Source organism: Kitasatospora sp. NPDC092286 (genome assembly GCF_044755565.1).
In the GTDB taxonomy this organism is placed as follows: Bacteria; Actinomycetota; Actinomycetes; order Streptomycetales; family Streptomycetaceae; genus Kitasatospora.
The window spans coordinates 408664-423824 of sequence record NZ_JBIVRD010000002.1 but is presented as its reverse complement, the minus strand read 5'-3'; the positions used below and the strand labels follow the sequence as shown (position 1 = coordinate 423824).

The following is a 15161-nucleotide window of genomic DNA, read 5'->3' as shown; positions in this document are numbered from 1 at the left end:
CAACCCCGGAACAATCCGAGGCCGGGGATGTCAACATATCTGGCGTTGACTTTTGGCACGCTGTTGAGTTCTCAAGGAACGGACACTTCCTTCAGGCCGCCTTCCAGCGGGCCCTCCGGGCGCTTCGTTCTTTCGTGTTTCAAGCTTATCAGATGCTTTCCGCTCCGTTTTCCGGAGTTTCATTCATCGGATTCGCTTTCCGCCGCCCCTCTCGGTGCGACTCCGGAACTGTACGGGCCCGGGCACGCCACATGCAAATCGTCCCGCCCTGCTGTCGCAGGACGGGACGATCGGCTGTCCACGAGCGCCGTCAGGCGCGGCCCATCTCCTCGGCGATGGCCGCCGCGAAGGCGTCGATATCCGCCTCCGTGGTGTCGAACGAACACATCCAGCGCACCTCACCGGTGTGCTCGTTCCAGAAGTAGAAGCGGTAGCGCTTCTGCAGCCGCTCGCTGACCTCCCGCGGGAGGATCGCGAACACCGCGTTCGCCTGGACCGGGCGGACGACCGTCACACCCTCGATGGTCCGGACGGCGGCCTCGAGCCGGCTGGCCATCGCGTTGGCGTGGCCGGCGTTGCGCAGGTAGAGGTCACCGGAGAGCAGGGCCTCGAACTGGACCGAGGCGAAGCGCATCTTCGACGCGAGCTGCATCGAGGTCTTGCGCAGGTACTTGATGTTGCGTACCCGCTCCGGGTTGAGCACCACCACGACCTCGCCGAACAGCAGGCCGTTCTTCGTACCCCCGTAGGAGAGGACGTCCACGCCGACATCGGTGGTGAAGGCACGCAGCGGCAGGCCGAGCGAGGCGGCCGCGTTGGCCAGGCGGGAGCCGTCCACGTGGACCAGCATGCCGAGCTGGTGGGCGTGGTCGGTGATCGCCCGGATCTCCTCGGCCGTGTAGAGCGTGCCCAGCTCGGTGCTCTGGGTGATCGAGACCGCCAGCGGCTGGGCCCGGTGCTCGTCGCCGAAGCCCCAGGCCTGCTGGTCGATCAGCTCGGGGGTGAGCTTGCCGTCCGGGGTGGGGACGGTGAGCAGCTTGATGCCGCCCATCTTCTCGGGGGCGCCGCCTTCGTCCACGTTGATGTGGGCGCTCTCGGCCGCGACCACCGCACCCCAGCGCGGGAGCAGGGCCTGCAGGGCGACGACGTTGGCGCCGGTGCCGTTGAAGACGGGGTACGCCTCGGCCTGCTCGCCGAAATGGCGGCGGAAGACGTCCTGCAGGTGCGCCGTGTAGTCGTCCTCGCCGTAGGCGACCTGGTGGCCGCCGTTGGCGAGGGCTATCGCGGCGAGGATCTCCGGGTGCACGCCGGCGTAGTTGTCGCTGGCGAAACCGCGGACGGCGGGGTCGTGCCGTCGTACCGCGTCCGTGCGGGGGTCCTCCGGCGAGCCGGGGTGGATCATCGGGCTGTCAGCCACAGGTGCTGTCCGTTCAGTTCTGCTGCGGGGCGGTCCCAGAGGCCCGCCAGGGTGGTGGCGAGGTCGGCGGTGTCCGTGAAGCCGGTGAACTTCGCCTCGGGCTTCTCGGCCCGCATCTCGGGACTGACCAGCGCCTTGATGACCAGGATCGCAGCTGCGGCGGTGGGATCGCCGTCCGCGGCGGTGGTCTCCTTCTTGAAGGAGTCGGCCATCGCGAGGGTCCAGGCCTCGGTGGCGGCCTTGGCCGCAGCGTAGGCGGCGCCGCCGGCGGTGGGCTTGTGCGCGGACGCGGCGGAGACCATCGCGTAGCGACCGGCGGAGCTGCGGACCAGGGCGGGCTGGAAGGCCAGCGAGGTGTGCTGGAGGGTGCGGACGACGGTGTCGTGCAGCCAGTCCCAGTCGTCGATCCGGGTGTCGAAGAAGGTCTTGCTGCCGCGCCAGCCACCGACCAGGTGGAACAGGCCGTCGACGTGGCCGTGCTCCGCCTCCAGGTGGTCGGCCCAGTCGTGGACCTCCTGCGGGTCGAGCAGGTCGATGACCTGGCCGCTGAGACGGGCCCCGGGCACGGCGGCGCGGGTGGCGTCCATCTCGGCCTCGAGGGCTCGCGCGTCGATGCTGGCGGCGATCACCGTGGCACCGTCGGCGGCGAGGCGGCGCAGCGTCGCGTGGCCGGCCGGGCCGGTGGCACCGGCCACGGCGATGACCTTGCCGGTGAGCGGTCCGTTGGGTGCGGTGGTCATGCGGCGACTCCCTGGATACCGGCGGCCGTGATGCCCGCGGTGGCGGCGATGACGCCGCTGAGCTTCTTGTTGAGGGCCTCGTAGAACATGCTCAGCGGGAACTCGTCCGGGAGCACGGCGTCGCACAGGGCCTTGTTGAGCGCCTTGCCGTCGATGAGGTCGAGGGGCAGCGCGTCGGGGCCCTTCGCCCAGGTGGAGGCCGGGTGCGGGGTGAGGTAGCGGGAGACCAGCTCGTAGGCGGCGATCCAGTGGGCCGGCTTGGGCCGGTCGATGCCGTCGCGGTAGAGGGTCTCGATCTCGGCGCAGAGCGCGTTGGTCACCTGCGGGGCGCGCTCCCAGTCGATGCTGAGGCGGTTGTCGCGCCAGCGCAGCGCGTCGTGCTTGTGCAGGTACGCGAAGAGCAGCTGGCCGCCGAGGCCGTCGTAGTTGCGGACGCGGTCGCCGCTGACCGGGAAGCGGAAGAGACGGTCGAAGAGGATCGCGTACTGGACGTCGCGGGCGTGGGCGTTGCCCTCGGCCTCCAGCTTCACGGCCTCCTTGAAGGCGGTGAGGTCGCAGCGGAGCTCTTCGAGGCCGTACATCCAGAACGGGCTGCGCTGCTTGATCATGAAGGGGTCGAACGGCAGGTCGCCGTGGCTGTGGGTGCGGTCGTGGACGAGGTCCCACAGGACGAAGGTCTGCTGGGCGCGCTCCTGCTCCCGCAGCAGGCCCTCGGCGTCGGCCGGGATCTCCAGGCCGAGCTGCTGGACGGCGCTGGTGGTGACGGCGCGGAAGCGGGCGGCCTCGCGGTCGCAGAAGATGCCGCCCCAGGTGAAACGCTCCGGTGCCATGCGCACGGCCACGGTCTCGGGGAAGAGGACGGCGGAGTTGGTGTCGTAGCCGGCCGTGAAGTCGGTGAAGGTGATCGGCACGAACATCGGGTTGTCGAAGCGGGTGCGCTCCAGCTCGGCCAGCCACTCGGGCCAGACCACGCTCAGCAGGACGGCTTCCAGGTTGCGGTCCGGGTTGCCGTTCTGGGTGTACATCGGGAAGACCACGAGGTGCTCCAGGCCGTCCTCGCGCTGCTCCGCGGGCTGGAAGGCCAGCAGCGAGTCCAGGAAGTCGGGCTCCCGGTACCCCGTGTCGGCCCACTTCGCCAGGTCCGCGTCGACGGCCGCCAGGTAGGCGGCGTCGTGCGGGAAGAGCGGGGCGAGCTCCCCGACGGCGCTGCGGACGGTGGCGACCAGCGGGTCGACCGTGTGCCGCTGGACGGCGGCCAGGTCGATCGAGCCGTCCTTGGACTGCAGCGGGCGCAGGGTCTCGACGGCTTCCTTGAGGCGCAGCCAGGCCGGGTGGTCGGCGAGGGTGGAGACCGGGGCGTCGGCCGCCACAGCGAGCCTTGGCGAAAGATTCTGCATCGTGGACTCACTTCGGCAGGAGTTATTTCAACGGGAACACCATAAGTACGAAAGGTTCTCCTGTTCAAGGGGGCTTGGGCCGCTGATTGTCCCGGCAAGGGGGTCCGGCGCCGGATGTCCGGCATGTGGGCGGGTATCTGGATGTTCCGGACAGATGCACGACGGGGATGCGAACCTCCCGTCATACTCCCGGCGGTGATCCTGGTGGCCCGACGCCACATCGACCTGCTCCGGGTGTCTTCCTGCTGTTGCGCGCGCGGCCTCTGCCGCTGCCGCTGATCCGGCTCGGGGGCGCCGCGGACGCGGCTCCGTACGCCGACCATGCCGCCTGTGTTCCGGCGCCGCCACCGGAGGGAAGTGACCCGCCGAGGCGCCGCGCCCGCCCTCCGGGCGGACGACGGGAGTCTGCCGACAGACCCTGGTCACAGGAGTGCTCGCCGAACGGCTTCACCACGGCGAGCACTCCGTGCGCCCCCGTGCACGCCCTGCTGTGCGCGGCTCCGAGCGGTGATCGTGGACGGTACGCCCGCACGCGCCGCCGCGGAGGTCGCCGTTGCACGGACCGGTTCTGGTCAGCTGGCTGCTGGCCGTTCTCACCGCGGCCTCCGGGGCCTACTGCCTCACCCGGCTGCGCCACGCCCCCTGCTCCACCGGCCCCTCCCCCGGGCCCTCTCCCGTCCCCTCCTCCGTGCAGCCCGCGCCGCACCGGCTGCTCGCCCACGAGTCCGACGCCGCCGAGGCGTTGATGGGGCTCGGCATGGCGGCGATGGCCGTCACCGGGGCCGTCGTGCCGGCCATGGTCTGGGCCTGGGTGTTCGGCGTCCCGGCGGTCTGTTTCCTGTTCGGCGCCGTGCGCGGCCCGGCCCGGCGGACGCACCGGCTGCACCACGCGATCGGCACCCTGGCGATGACTTACATGGCACTCGCCATGGCCGCCGCGCCCGCCCATGCGCACCACGCCGCGAGCGTCGGCGCGCCGCTGCTGACCGGCGCGTTGCTGCTCTACTTCGGCGGCTACTCGCTCTGGACCGGCACCCGGTTGCTGGGCACCCCGGGCGGCGGGCTCCCGGTCGGCACCGCCGGGCTGCCGCAGGCCTGCCGGCTCTCGATGGGCATCGGGATGTTCGCCATGCTCCTGACGATGTGACGCCTACTGGGGCCCACCCCGCCGACTCCGCGCGTGGCGTTGGTCACTGGCCGGCCGAAAGTCGTTCCACCGGGCGTCGGCAGCGCTTAGGTTGGCGGGGAGCGCGCTGTCGCGTTCCGTGTGTACTCGGGGAGCCCATGCCATGACGGCCCTGCTCGGCCTGCTGCTGCTCGGACTGCTGCTCTCGACCGTGGTGCCCCGACTGCTGACCCGGGCCCGATGGGTGGAGCGGGAACCCGTACTGGCCCTGCTGGTGTGGCAGTGCCTGGTGGTGGCCGTACTGCTCTGCTGCGCGCTGGGCCTGGTCCTGGCCGCCGCGGCCGCGCTGCCCGAGCTTCGGGCGCTGGTGTTCGCGGGCGCGCCGCACGGTGTGGAGGCCGCGTACGGGTTGCAGGAGGCCGAGGGCTGGGGGCGGCTCTGCGCCGCGGTGCTGGCGGCGGGCGGGGTGCAGACCCTGCTGGCACTGACCCGCGAGGTCCGGTCCGCGAAGGCGCTCCGCGACCACCGGCACGCCCAACTGAGCAGCCGGGCACCCGAGTTGCCCGAGTCCATCGACACTCTGCGCAGCCGGCGCGAGCGGCTGGTGGTGCTGGAGAACGTCCGCCCCGAGGCCTGGTCGCTGCCGGGCCACAACTCCCGCCTGGTGGTGACCACCGGCGCCCTCCAGCAGCTGACCGCCCGGGAGTTGGCGGCTGTGCTGAGCCATGAGCGCGGGCACGTCCGGGCCCGGCACCACTGGCTGTCCCAGTGCGCCCAGGCCCTCGCCTCCGGCTTCCCCGGCGTCGGGGTGTTCAGCGCCTTCCGGGACCAGGTGGGCGAGTTGGTGGAGCTGGCGGCCGACGACCGGGCGGCGCGCCGGCACGGGCGGCACACCACCGCCCTGGCACTGGCCGAACTCAACCTGGGCCGCGGGGTGTTCGGCGCCTGCCCGCCCGGGCTGGCGCAGTCCCCGAAGCGGGTGGACCGGCTGCTCGCCGGGCGGCCCCGGCTCTCCGTCCCGCACCGGCTGCGGCTCACCGTCGCGGCGCTGGCCGCGCCCGCCGCCGCCGTCCTGCTGGCCGCCGCACCGGGGCTCTCGACCCTGCTGTAACGGCCCACCGGGCTCCGCCACCGCCGGGCCCTCCGGTCAAGGCGCGCCGCAACACCCATGCGGCAGAAGAGGCCTGAGGGTTCGTCAGCCCGGCTGGCTCGAGTCGTCGGTCCCGCCGCCGATGGCGCGGGCGAGCACCTCGCGGTGCAGCGGTCGGGCCTCGGCGTAGAGCCGGCAGCCGGCCTCGGTGAGCGTGATCTGGATGCCGCGCCGGTCACTGGCGCACATCGCCCGCGTGACCAGGCCGGCCTTCTCCAGCCGGCCGATCAGCCTCGACAGCGCGCTCTGGCTCAGATGCACGGTGTCGGCCAGCTCCTGGACCCTCAGTTGATGGCCCCGGTCGGCGTCGCGCTCCTCGACGAGGCGCTCCAGCACCTCGAACTCGCTCATGCCGAGACCGTGCCTCTCCCCCAGCTCGCGGTCGAGCGCACAGCTGGTGGCGGCATGGCGGGCCAGCAGGTCTCGCCATTCGGCGACCAGACCTGCCTCCGCCGGAGAGTCGAGTTCAGCCACGGCGCCACAGTACCACGCGCGCCAGAAATTTATGCGTTCACATCTTATTCATTTGCATTGAATGCACGCGCATGTAATCTCCTCCCCATGACCACCGCGACCGTCACGTCCCCTGACGACTCATCAACCAGCGGGCTGAACTGGACACCCCGTCTCTGGGGCACGCTCATCGTGCTCTGCGCCGCGATGTTCCTGGATGCCCTCGACGTCTCCATGGTGGGCGTCGCCCTCCCGTCCATCGGATCCGAACTCCACCTCTCCACCTCCACCCTGCAGTGGGTGGTCTCCGGCTACGTCCTCGGCTACGGCGGGCTGCTGCTGCTCGGCGGCCGGGCCGCCGACCTGCTCGGCCGCCGCCGGGTCTTCCTGGTCGCGCTGGCCGTGTTCGCCGCCGCCTCCCTGCTCGGCGGCCTGGTGGACGACGGCGGCCTGCTGATCGCCGCCCGGTTCCTCAAGGGCGTCAGCGCCGCCTTCACCGCCCCCGCCGGGCTGTCGATCATCACCACCACCTTCGCCGAGGGCCCGGCCCGCAACCGGGCGCTGTCGATCTACACCACCTGCGGCGCCAGCGGCTTCTCGCTCGGCCTGGTGCTCAGCGGCCTGCTCACGTCGGTCGGCTGGCGCTGGACCTTCCTGATGCCCGTCCCCGTCGCCCTGCTCGCCCTGGCCTTCGCCGTCCGGCTGCTCCCCCGCCCCACCGAGGAGCGCGCCAAGGGCGGGTACGACGTGGCCGGCGCGATCACCGGCACGCTCACCGTCCTGCTGCTGGTCTTCACCGTCACCGAGGCCCAGGGGGCCGGCTGGCTGAGCCTGCGCACCATCGGCTCGCTGTTCGTGGTCGCGGCCTTGGCCGCCGCCTTCCTCACGATCGAGAGCCGCACCGCGCACCCGCTGGTCCGGCTCGGCATCTTCCGCAACGGCTCGGTCGCCCGGGCCAACGTCGTCGCCTTCGCGATGACCGGCGCGTACGGCGGGTTCCAGTTCGTCGTCACCCTCTACCTGCAGCACCTGCTCCACTGGTCGGCCCTGGAGATGGCCCTCGGTCTGCTGCCGGCCGGCGCCTTCATCGCGCTGTCCGCGCCGCTGATGGGCCCGGTCGTGGACCGCTTCGGCACTTCCCGGCTGCTGCCGATCGGCGTGCTGGCCCTGGTGCTCGCCTTCGCGCTGTTCCTGCGCCTGGACGAGCACAGCTCCTACCTCACCCTGGTGCTGCCGTCGATGATCCTGCTGGGCGTCGGCTTCTCGCTGGCCTTCCCCTCGGTCAACATCGCCGCCACCGACGGCGTGGCCGACGAGGAACAGGGCCTGGCCTCCGGGCTGGTCAACACCGCGATCCAGGTCGGCACCGCGGTCGTACTCGCCGGGGCCACCGCGATGATCACCGCCGGGAGCGGGGGCGGCGAGAGCGCCCAGGCGCAGCTGGACGGCTACCGGCCCGCGCTGGTCCTCGTCACGGCGGTCGCGCTGCTGGGCTTCCTGATCGCCGCCGTCGGTGCCGTGCTGGACCGGAGGAAGGCCTCGGCTCCCCGGCCGGTGGCCGACCATCGCGGCCCGTCGACCGAGCTCTTCGACTCCGGCGAGCCGGCCCGGAGCGGGCTTCTGACCAAGAGCTGACCGCCGCCCGGGGCCGCCCCGTCGTCACCGGGGTCGCCGCCGGGCAGGCACCGGCTCCACCAAACCCCCGTCTTGGTGGAGCCGGCACCTCCGTACGAGCCGGTCCGTGGTGCCCGCCGACTTGCGGGTTCCCCGGTTCGGCCGTTCGCTCCGCCAGTATATTGGCCGGGAGTCAACGAACGTACGGAGCAGACACGATGGCACCTCGCGGGGATTCGGTCAACGAGGAAATGCGTCAACGCTCCCGCCGGCGCATCATGTGCGCCACCGTCGAGCTGGTGGATCAGCGCGGCTACGCGGGCACCACGCTGACCGACATCGCCGAACGGGCCGGTCTCGCCCGGGGGCTGCTCTCCTACTACTTCGACGGCAAACGGCTGCTGATGCAGTCCGCGACGCACCGGATGATGCACCAGAAGCTCTCCGCGGCCCTGGCCGCGCTGGCACCGGACGCTTCTCCGCAGGCCAGGCTGGCCCGGGCGATCGACGCGGTGCTGGCGCTCGCGATGGAGCACCCCCGGGTGATGCGCTCGCATCTGGCGCTGATCCTGGACCCGGACTCCGGCGCCTTCGTCCAGGACCCGGAGCAGCAGCGGCTCGGCGCACTCCTCCAGGGGCTGCTGCGCGACTGGGGCGCGCCCGACCCGGTCGCCGAACACGCGGTGCTGCGCAGTGCGCTGATGGGCGGCTGCATCGGCGTGCTGCTGCCGGGGGCCGAGATATCGCTGGCGCCGATCCGGGCCGACCTGTTCGGCCGCTACGACCTGGCCTGGGAGCTGGGCCGGCCGCCGCAGCCGCGGCCGCCGCAGCGCGAACGGCCGTCGGCCCGCGGGTGAGCGCGGGGCGACGGCCGTTCGACGACGACTGTACGGCGGCCGGTCAGCCGCCGGTCAGCTCGTTGTCAGCGTTCCTTCAGGATCGACGCCAGCAGATCGATGGTCCGCTCGGGCGTCAGACTGTCCACGCAGAGCCGTTCCATGACCTGGATGTACGCGTCGACGTCGTCGCGCTTGTCCAGGTAGAGCGCGCTGGTGAGCTGCTCCAGGTAGACGACGTCGGCGAGGTCCTGCTCGGGGAAGCGCAGGATGGTGAACGCTCCGGACTCCCCGGCGTGGGCGCCGAAGCGGAACGGCATCACCTGGATCACCACGTTGGCCTGCTCGGCGACGTCGATCAGGTACTGCACCTGACCGCGCATCACCTCGGGCCCGCCGACCGGGCGGCGCAGTGCGGCCTCGTCGATGACGGCCCAGAGCCGCGGGTTGTTGCCCTCGGCGAGCAGCTTCTGGCGGCGCAGCCGGAGGCTGACCCGCCGTTCGACCTCCTCCGCGCTGATGACCGGGCGGCTCTGACCGAAAACCGCTCGCGCGTACTCCTCGGACTGCAGCAGGCCGGGGATGAACTGCACCTCGTAGGTGCGGATCAGCGCGGCGGCCTCCTCCAGGCCGACGTAGGTCTGGAACCAGCCCGGCAGCACGTCGTTGAAACTGTGCCACCAGCCGGACTTGTTGGCCTCACGGACCAGGCCGAGCAGGGCCTCGCGCTCGATGCCGTCGTCCACGCCGTAGAGGCTGAGGAGATCGGCGACGTCGCGCTCCTTGAAGCTGACGCGGCCGAGCTCCATGCGACTGATCTTGGACTCGGACGCGCGGATCGCGTACCCGGCGTCCTCGCGGGTGATGCCGCGCGCCTCGCGGAGCCGGCGCAGCTGGGAACCGAGGAGGATCCGGCGGACCATCGAGCCGCCGCCCGGCTGAACTGTGGTCATGCGGTCGAAACCTCCACCTAGGGCAAACAGCGCACAGTCTGCCATCAGTTGAGCGCTCACGGTGCCGATACTGACGGATGTTCCTATCAGTTCCGCACTCCACACACCAGGATGCACGTGCATTCGGCGCTTGCATATGCCAATAGTGCGACTGCACGTGAATCGACTCTTGCATCTGCAGTGAGCGCAGAGGACCATGGTGCACGTGCACCTGCACATCCCTGGCAATCCCGCGGGCTCCGCGTCGACCCCACGCGCGACTCCGTGCACCAGCCCGGCAGCGCCCCTCGCGCCACCGGGCGTTCGTGTGCGCGCGCGACTGGTCGAGGGGGCGGCCGTGCGGCCGAGCGAGTCGGAGGTGACCGGCATGACCCCGGCGGGTCCAGCCGTGTCCGCCCCCTTATGGGAGGAGCTCTTCATGAGCACCGGTACGGCTTTGGCAGTCGACCCCCATGTGGTCACCTGTACGCTCGCTCCTCGCTACGAAGCCGTCAGAACCGCGCGCGACTTCGCCCGGAGCGCCCTGCAGCGCTGGGGGCTGGGCGAGCTGTTCGACGATGTCGCGCTGGTGGCCTCGGAGCTGGTGACCAATGCCCTCCGGCACGCGATCGGCGCACGGCCCGACCCGGCCGGCGGCGCCCTGGGCGGCTACGACTGTCCCACCCAGGCGGCGGACGGCCGGCTGCCGATCCGAATAAGCCTGGTTCACCGCGCCCCGCAGGTGGTCTGCGCGGTGAGCGACCCCAGCAGCATCGGCCCGGTGGCACGGGAGGCGGACTTCGTGGCCGAGTCGGGCCGCGGGCTGCACCTGGTGGACTCGTTCAGCCGCTCCTGGGGCTGGCACCCGCTGGGCGGCGGCAAGGTGGTCTGGGCGCTCTTCGAGGCGGAGCAGTGCGCGACCCCCGAGGTCGGCGGACGGCACCGGCGCTCGGCCTAGCTCCGGACCGGGCAGGGCGGCGACAGTGGGCACGAGCGGCTTGAGCACAGGAGGCGCGGGCACGGGCGGCACACCCCTGCTCGACGGTCCCGGCCGGCGGCCCGGCCCGGCGTCAGCGCGGACATCAGAGCAGGCATCGGAGCGGACATCAAGCCGGGCGGCGGGGCAGGTGACCTGTTCGGTCGGGCCGTCCGTACTCGCGGCCGCACACGACCGGAAGAACGGCCCGGCGCGACGGCGCCCGTACCAGGGAATGGGCGCCGTCAGACACAGGCCGCCGCGGTGTCAGCACCCACGACGGCCCCCCGATGGTGAAGGCGACGGCCGGTCAGACCGCCAGGTGGTCGAACTCCCCGTCCTTGGCACCCAGCAGCAGCGCCGCGATCTCGGCCCGGGTGTAGATGAGCGCGGGACCGTCCGGGAAGCGCGAGTTGCGCATCGCCACGTCCCCTCCCGGCAGAGCGGCGAACTCGACGCAGTTGCCCTGAGAGTTGCTGTGCAGGCTCTTCTGCCAGACCACGTTCTCGAGGTCCGCAGCCGCCATCCCGTTGTACGGGTCGTTCGTGTCGTACCTGTCGTGCATAGAAATCTCCCGAAGAGCTCCGGAGTGGTCGTCCAGCGCGGCGCCCCCGGCACAGGCCGAACGACTGGACCGGCCCCGTACCGGCCCGGCATAACGCCTCACTTGACGTGATGATAGCTCCAGTGCACGTGCATCAGCACGGGACAGTGCAGGTGCACGGCCTCTTTCACGGATCGGCCGGAACTCTTCACCACCCGCCGCCCGGCAGCCCGTAAGCGGACATAGCCGACTGAATCGGCAAGTCGCCGATAACCGCCCGTAAGCGACCCCCCGCTGAATGTTGATCTTCCAGCGCCGGGAGTCGCGCCTCCGTGACCCTCCGTCAGACCCCTTCCGGCCTGTGAGACATCTCACGCCGGGAAGGCGCAACTCCCGCCCCGGCCGACCGCGTCGAAGGCGATACCGGCCACTGCGCGGGATTGGGTGCGTTATGTCCTGATTCGGCGTGGGTCACCGCCCTCGGAACGGCAGCCGACTGCGGGACCGGCGGAGCGATGTCCTACGATCTCCGCCATGAGCACCGCAGCCATCCCGGGCGCGCCACTGCCCGTCCGAACCCCAGGCTCCCGTGCGCGGGGGCGCCACCGCCGCCCCGAGCGCCCCGAGATTCCGGCCGGTTCCCCGGCCCTGGTGCTCGCCGTGCCCGCGACCGCCGGGCCCGAGTCCCGCTCCGTCGTCGAGGAACTGCTGTCGATCGTCCGCAGCGAGCAGAACGGCGTCCAGACCGCGGCCGGGTACCTCCCGGCCGGGGACGGCGACTTCGAGGGCACCGGGGACGAGCGCACCGTCGCCGAGCTGCTGGCCCAGGCCGCCGGGGCGGGCCTGCCCGCGCCGGTCGTGGTGCCGCTGGTTCCCGGCCCGCACGGTTTCCTGGCCGAACTCCACGCGCTCGCCGCCGAGTACGGCGCCCCCGTCACCGACGTGCTGGGCCCGCACCCGCTGCTGGCCGAGGCCGTCCACGTCCGCCTCTCCGAGGCCGGTCTGGCCCGCGCCGACCGCGCCCGGCTGTTCGCCATCGCGACCGCCGCGGACGGCGTGGTGCTCACCACCGTCGGCGGCGAGGAGGCCACCGCCGCCGCCGGGGTCACCGGGGTGCTGCTGGCCGCCCGGCTCGCCGTCCCGGTCGTCCCGGCCGCGCTGGACGTGCCCGGCTCGGTGGCCGCCGCCGTCGCGCACCTCAAGGAGACCGGCTCCCAGCGCCCCGCGCTGGCCCCGCTGGTGATCGGCCCGGAGGCCGACTCCGAGCTGCTCGCCACGGCCGCCGAGGAGACCGGCTGCCCGAGCGCCGCGCCGCTGGGCGCCTACCCGACGGTGGGCCAGCTGATCGCCTCCACCTACCTGGCCGCGCTGCCGGTCCCCGACCCCGGGGCGTACGCCGGGGAGAGCGGGGAGACCGCCGCCGAATAGCGCGGCCGTCCGACGACGCCAGGGCCCGGAACGCCTCCGTTCCGGGCCCTGCGGACGTCCGGACGGCTCAGGAGCGGCCACCCACCCGGGTGGTGGGCGCGGCGGCGCCCCTGAGCCTGAGCGCGGGCGGCTGCACCGGCCGGGCCCGGGCGGCGAGCGCCGGCACCGGCCCGACGGCGGCGTTCCACTGCGGTTGCGCCGTACCGCCGCCGTCCGCCTTCCGCACCTGGAGCGCCTCGGAGCGCCCGGCCCGGCGCAGCACGATGCTCCTGGGCGGCGCCGACTCCGGGTCCATCCAGAGCTCGTTGCCGCCGAACTCGCAGTCCAGCACGGCCACATCGTCCGGTTTGCCGTCCGCGGCGGCGCGGAAGGCGGCCCCGGCCTTCCGGTAGCCGGTGAACCGGCTGCGGCTGAACGTGACGGCCTCCCCGGCGAGTTCGTGCCGGGCGGCGTCGATCAGCAGCCCGTCGAAGAGGCTGCCCTTGTCCCGGCCGAGCGCGTGCGGGGCCACTCCCCCGGCGGCGTTGCCGTACAGCACGCTCGCGGTGTAGTCGAAGTCGTTGAGGTAGGCGCCGTGTTCGATGCCCCGGCCGCCGTTGTGGTAGGCCGCGAACTCGGTGACCACATGGTGATGCCGGGCGTTCAGCCAGACGAAGATGCCGTCCTGCAGGTTGTTGTGGGCCAGGCAGCGCTGGAAGGTCCACACCCCCTCGCTGTTCTCCGGCCACTCGTGGCCGGAGGCGCCGGTGGAGCCCTGGACGCCGACGGCCACGCAGTCCACCGCCCGGCCGCCGGTGCCCGCGCCGAGGTTGAACCCCGTCAGGCGGTAGGCGCGCGGGTTGGGTTCGAGCCGGGTGCGGGAGGCCACGCAGGACTCGTGGACGATGTCGTCGGACGGGCGCTGCGGGGTACGGGTGTCCGGCGGGCCGTCCCACCAGGCGGCGTCCTCCCAGGTGTCGTGGCTGACGCAGCTGCGGAAGGTGATGCCGTGGCTGGCGTGCGGCACGAAGGCGTGGCTGCCCGCGTCGCGGACCACCACGCCCTCGACGACGGTGCCCCGGGTGGTGTCGCCGAGCATGTGGAAGTGCAGCCCGTACCGGCCGAGCACGGGCGCGGTGACGGGGACGGTGCCGTCCTGGCCCTTCCAGGTCTCCTCGGTGTCGGCGCGCGGACCCACCCAGCGCAGTGCGGCGTGCCGTACGTCGGCGTGCCGGGAGCCGGTGACGTGGACGTGCGCGCGGCCCTTCGCGGTGCCCTCGACCCGGACGCCGCAGGTCACGTTGAGCAGTTCGGCGCCGACGGTGACGCCCCCTCCGGCGGTCACCCGGGGGTGGGCGTACCTCAGCGGGGAGTCCAGGGTGACGGTGGATCCGCTGACGGACCGGACGGTGACCAGGTCGTAGCGGGCGGAGAAGTCCTCGGCGTCGGGCGGGCCGGTCGGGGTGACGGCCAGTTCGTCGCCGGGCAGCCGGCCGGTGGGCTCGGCGGCCAGGCCGATGGAGGTGTCACCGGCCCGCAGCTCGCGGTCGGCACGGACCCAGGCGGTCTTGGCCGCGCCGTCCAGCCGCAGGCAGCCGGCGCCGGTCACCCAGAGCCCGGTGTCGGTGTCGGTGTCGGTGTCGACCACCTTGGCGCCGTCGCCCTGGAAGCGCCGCTCGTCCACGGACGGGAAGCGGACGGTGTGCACGGCGGCGCCCTCGGGGGCGAGTGCCAGGGTGCCGCGGATCTCGACGTTGCCGTCCGAGGCGAGGGTGAGGGTGCGGTCGGCGGCGAAGGTGAGTGCGCCGGTCGGCTCGACCAGCGGCGAGCCCACGGTGGCATCGGTGTCGAGGAGCACCCGGTCGGCGATCCGGACGGCGCTCCGCGGGCCGGGTACCGCACCGCCCCAGCCGGCCGGGTCGGACCAGCGGCGGCCGGCCAGGTCGACGGTCGGTGCGGCGGCGGGCCCGGCCCCGGAGGTGCCGACGGGCGGCGGCCCGGCGGGCCGGTGGTCCATGCCCGCGCCCTCGGCGGGGGCCGCGGCGGCGTCGGTGGGGCCGTCCGGGGCCACGGGCATACCGGGCATGCCGGTGGCCGCGACGGGCTGCGTCCGCCCGGTCAGCGAGCGCCGCAGGATCTCCTCGCCGCCGACCGCGGCGAACACCGTGCCGACCGCCGGCCAGCGCCGCATCGTCCGGCGGCGTACGGGAGTTCGGGGCCGTTCGGGCGATATGTCCACTCTGTGGCGTTTTGCCCGGCGGTGCACCCCCCGAGGCCTGACGGTCGGGCGCCCGGCACGCGGGTCCTCGTCCTTGGCCATCACCGCGCAGCCCTCCCGCCGGACGGCCGCGTCGGTACTGACGTCCTGAAGCACAGGCAGTTGGGTCCGGCCGCAGGGGCGTTGCCGAAAATCGGTCATTTCTGATCATGATGGACAGCCAATCAACCCCTCACCCGTAAACCGTGACGGGCATCACACATGTTTGCGGTTTGAACGGGAGTCTGCTTAACGTGCTCCCCGTTCGTGGCTACACGAACCCAGCCCATCCGCAACGCCGAGTCCTGCCGT

At 72.4% G+C, this 15161-nt stretch carries 14 protein-coding genes; 7 read left to right on the top strand and 7 right to left on the bottom strand.

The window, feature by feature from the left end; all coding sequences use genetic code 11:
- Positions 1-310: 310 nt before the first annotated feature.
- From ACIQIB_RS04615 to ACIQIB_RS04605, 3 genes are read right to left on the bottom strand one after another with little or no spacing between them, the layout of a single operon-like run.
- Complete coding sequence (locus ACIQIB_RS04615; RefSeq protein WP_363614042.1) at positions 311-1402, bottom strand: low specificity L-threonine aldolase; 1092 nt, start codon at positions 1400-1402, stop codon at positions 311-313.
- Positions 1399-2157 (bottom strand): SDR family NAD(P)-dependent oxidoreductase, encoded by a 759-nt coding sequence (locus ACIQIB_RS04610; protein ID WP_363613995.1) that lies wholly within the window; start codon positions 2155-2157, stop codon positions 1399-1401. Before ACIQIB_RS04610 ends, ACIQIB_RS04615 begins: the two co-directional genes overlap by 4 nt.
- Positions 2154-3554 (bottom strand): DUF6421 family protein, encoded by a 1401-nt coding sequence (locus ACIQIB_RS04605; RefSeq protein ID WP_400756591.1) that lies wholly within the window; start codon positions 3552-3554, stop codon positions 2154-2156. The genes ACIQIB_RS04610 and ACIQIB_RS04605 overlap by 4 nt, the downstream gene beginning before the upstream one ends.
- 114 nt (positions 3555-3668) lie before the next feature.
- Between ACIQIB_RS04605 and ACIQIB_RS04600 the strand changes: the two genes are divergently transcribed.
- The 3 genes from ACIQIB_RS04600 to ACIQIB_RS04590 all read left to right on the top strand — a co-directional run bounded on the left by ACIQIB_RS04600 (position 3669) and on the right by ACIQIB_RS04590 (position 5791).
- A complete protein-coding gene (locus ACIQIB_RS04600; RefSeq protein WP_400756589.1) occupies positions 3669-3833 on the top strand; it encodes a putative leader peptide in 165 nt (54 codons plus the stop codon).
- Positions 3834-4107: 274 nt separating this feature from the next.
- On the top strand, positions 4108-4701 hold the full coding sequence (locus ACIQIB_RS04595; protein WP_400756587.1) for a DUF5134 domain-containing protein: 594 nt from the start codon (positions 4108-4110) through the stop codon (positions 4699-4701).
- Between the two features lie 142 nt (positions 4702-4843).
- Entirely contained in the window at positions 4844-5791 is a 948-nt protein-coding gene (locus ACIQIB_RS04590; RefSeq protein WP_363614003.1) for a M56 family metallopeptidase, read from the top strand.
- Positions 5792-5875: 84 nt separating this feature from the next.
- Here ACIQIB_RS04590 and ACIQIB_RS04585 read toward each other — a convergent pair whose 3' ends face one another.
- The gene (locus ACIQIB_RS04585) at positions 5876-6304 is read right to left on the bottom strand and encodes a MarR family winged helix-turn-helix transcriptional regulator (RefSeq protein ID WP_400756585.1); all 429 of its coding nucleotides are present in this window, start codon (positions 6302-6304) and stop codon (positions 5876-5878) included.
- A gap of 87 nt (positions 6305-6391) precedes the next feature.
- On the opposite strand from ACIQIB_RS04585, the gene ACIQIB_RS04580 reads away from it, so the two are divergent.
- Both ACIQIB_RS04580 and ACIQIB_RS04575 read left to right on the top strand, forming a co-directional pair.
- Positions 6392-7918 (top strand): MFS transporter, encoded by a 1527-nt coding sequence (locus ACIQIB_RS04580; RefSeq protein WP_363614007.1) that lies wholly within the window; start codon positions 6392-6394, stop codon positions 7916-7918.
- Positions 7919-8148: 230 nt separating this feature from the next.
- Positions 8149-8754 (top strand): TetR family transcriptional regulator, encoded by a 606-nt coding sequence (locus ACIQIB_RS04575; RefSeq protein ID WP_363614009.1) that lies wholly within the window; start codon positions 8149-8151, stop codon positions 8752-8754.
- Positions 8755-8819: 65 nt separating this feature from the next.
- On the opposite strand, the gene ACIQIB_RS04570 is transcribed toward ACIQIB_RS04575, so the two are convergent.
- Positions 8820-9686 (bottom strand): helix-turn-helix transcriptional regulator, encoded by an 867-nt coding sequence (locus tag ACIQIB_RS04570; RefSeq protein WP_363614011.1) that lies wholly within the window; start codon positions 9684-9686, stop codon positions 8820-8822.
- A gap of 418 nt (positions 9687-10104) precedes the next feature.
- On the opposite strand from ACIQIB_RS04570, the gene ACIQIB_RS04565 reads away from it, so the two are divergent.
- Positions 10105-10623, top strand: coding sequence for an ATP-binding protein (locus ACIQIB_RS04565; protein ID WP_363614013.1), 519 nt, complete (start codon positions 10105-10107; stop codon positions 10621-10623).
- 328 nt (positions 10624-10951) lie between these two features.
- On the opposite strand, the gene ACIQIB_RS04560 is transcribed toward ACIQIB_RS04565, so the two are convergent.
- The gene (locus ACIQIB_RS04560) at positions 10952-11206 is read right to left on the bottom strand and encodes a DUF397 domain-containing protein (protein WP_363614015.1); all 255 of its coding nucleotides are present in this window, start codon (positions 11204-11206) and stop codon (positions 10952-10954) included.
- A 513-nt stretch (positions 11207-11719) separates the two neighbouring features.
- On the opposite strand from ACIQIB_RS04560, the gene ACIQIB_RS04555 reads away from it, so the two are divergent.
- Entirely contained in the window at positions 11720-12613 is an 894-nt protein-coding gene (locus tag ACIQIB_RS04555) for a hypothetical protein (protein WP_400756582.1), read from the top strand.
- A 67-nt stretch (positions 12614-12680) separates the two neighbouring features.
- Here the strand turns inward: ACIQIB_RS04555 and ACIQIB_RS04550 are convergent, their stop codons facing one another.
- Positions 12681-14783, bottom strand: a complete 2103-nt coding sequence (locus ACIQIB_RS04550) for a hypothetical protein (protein WP_400756581.1) — start codon at positions 14781-14783, stop codon at positions 12681-12683.
- Positions 14784-15161 lie beyond the last annotated feature (378 nt).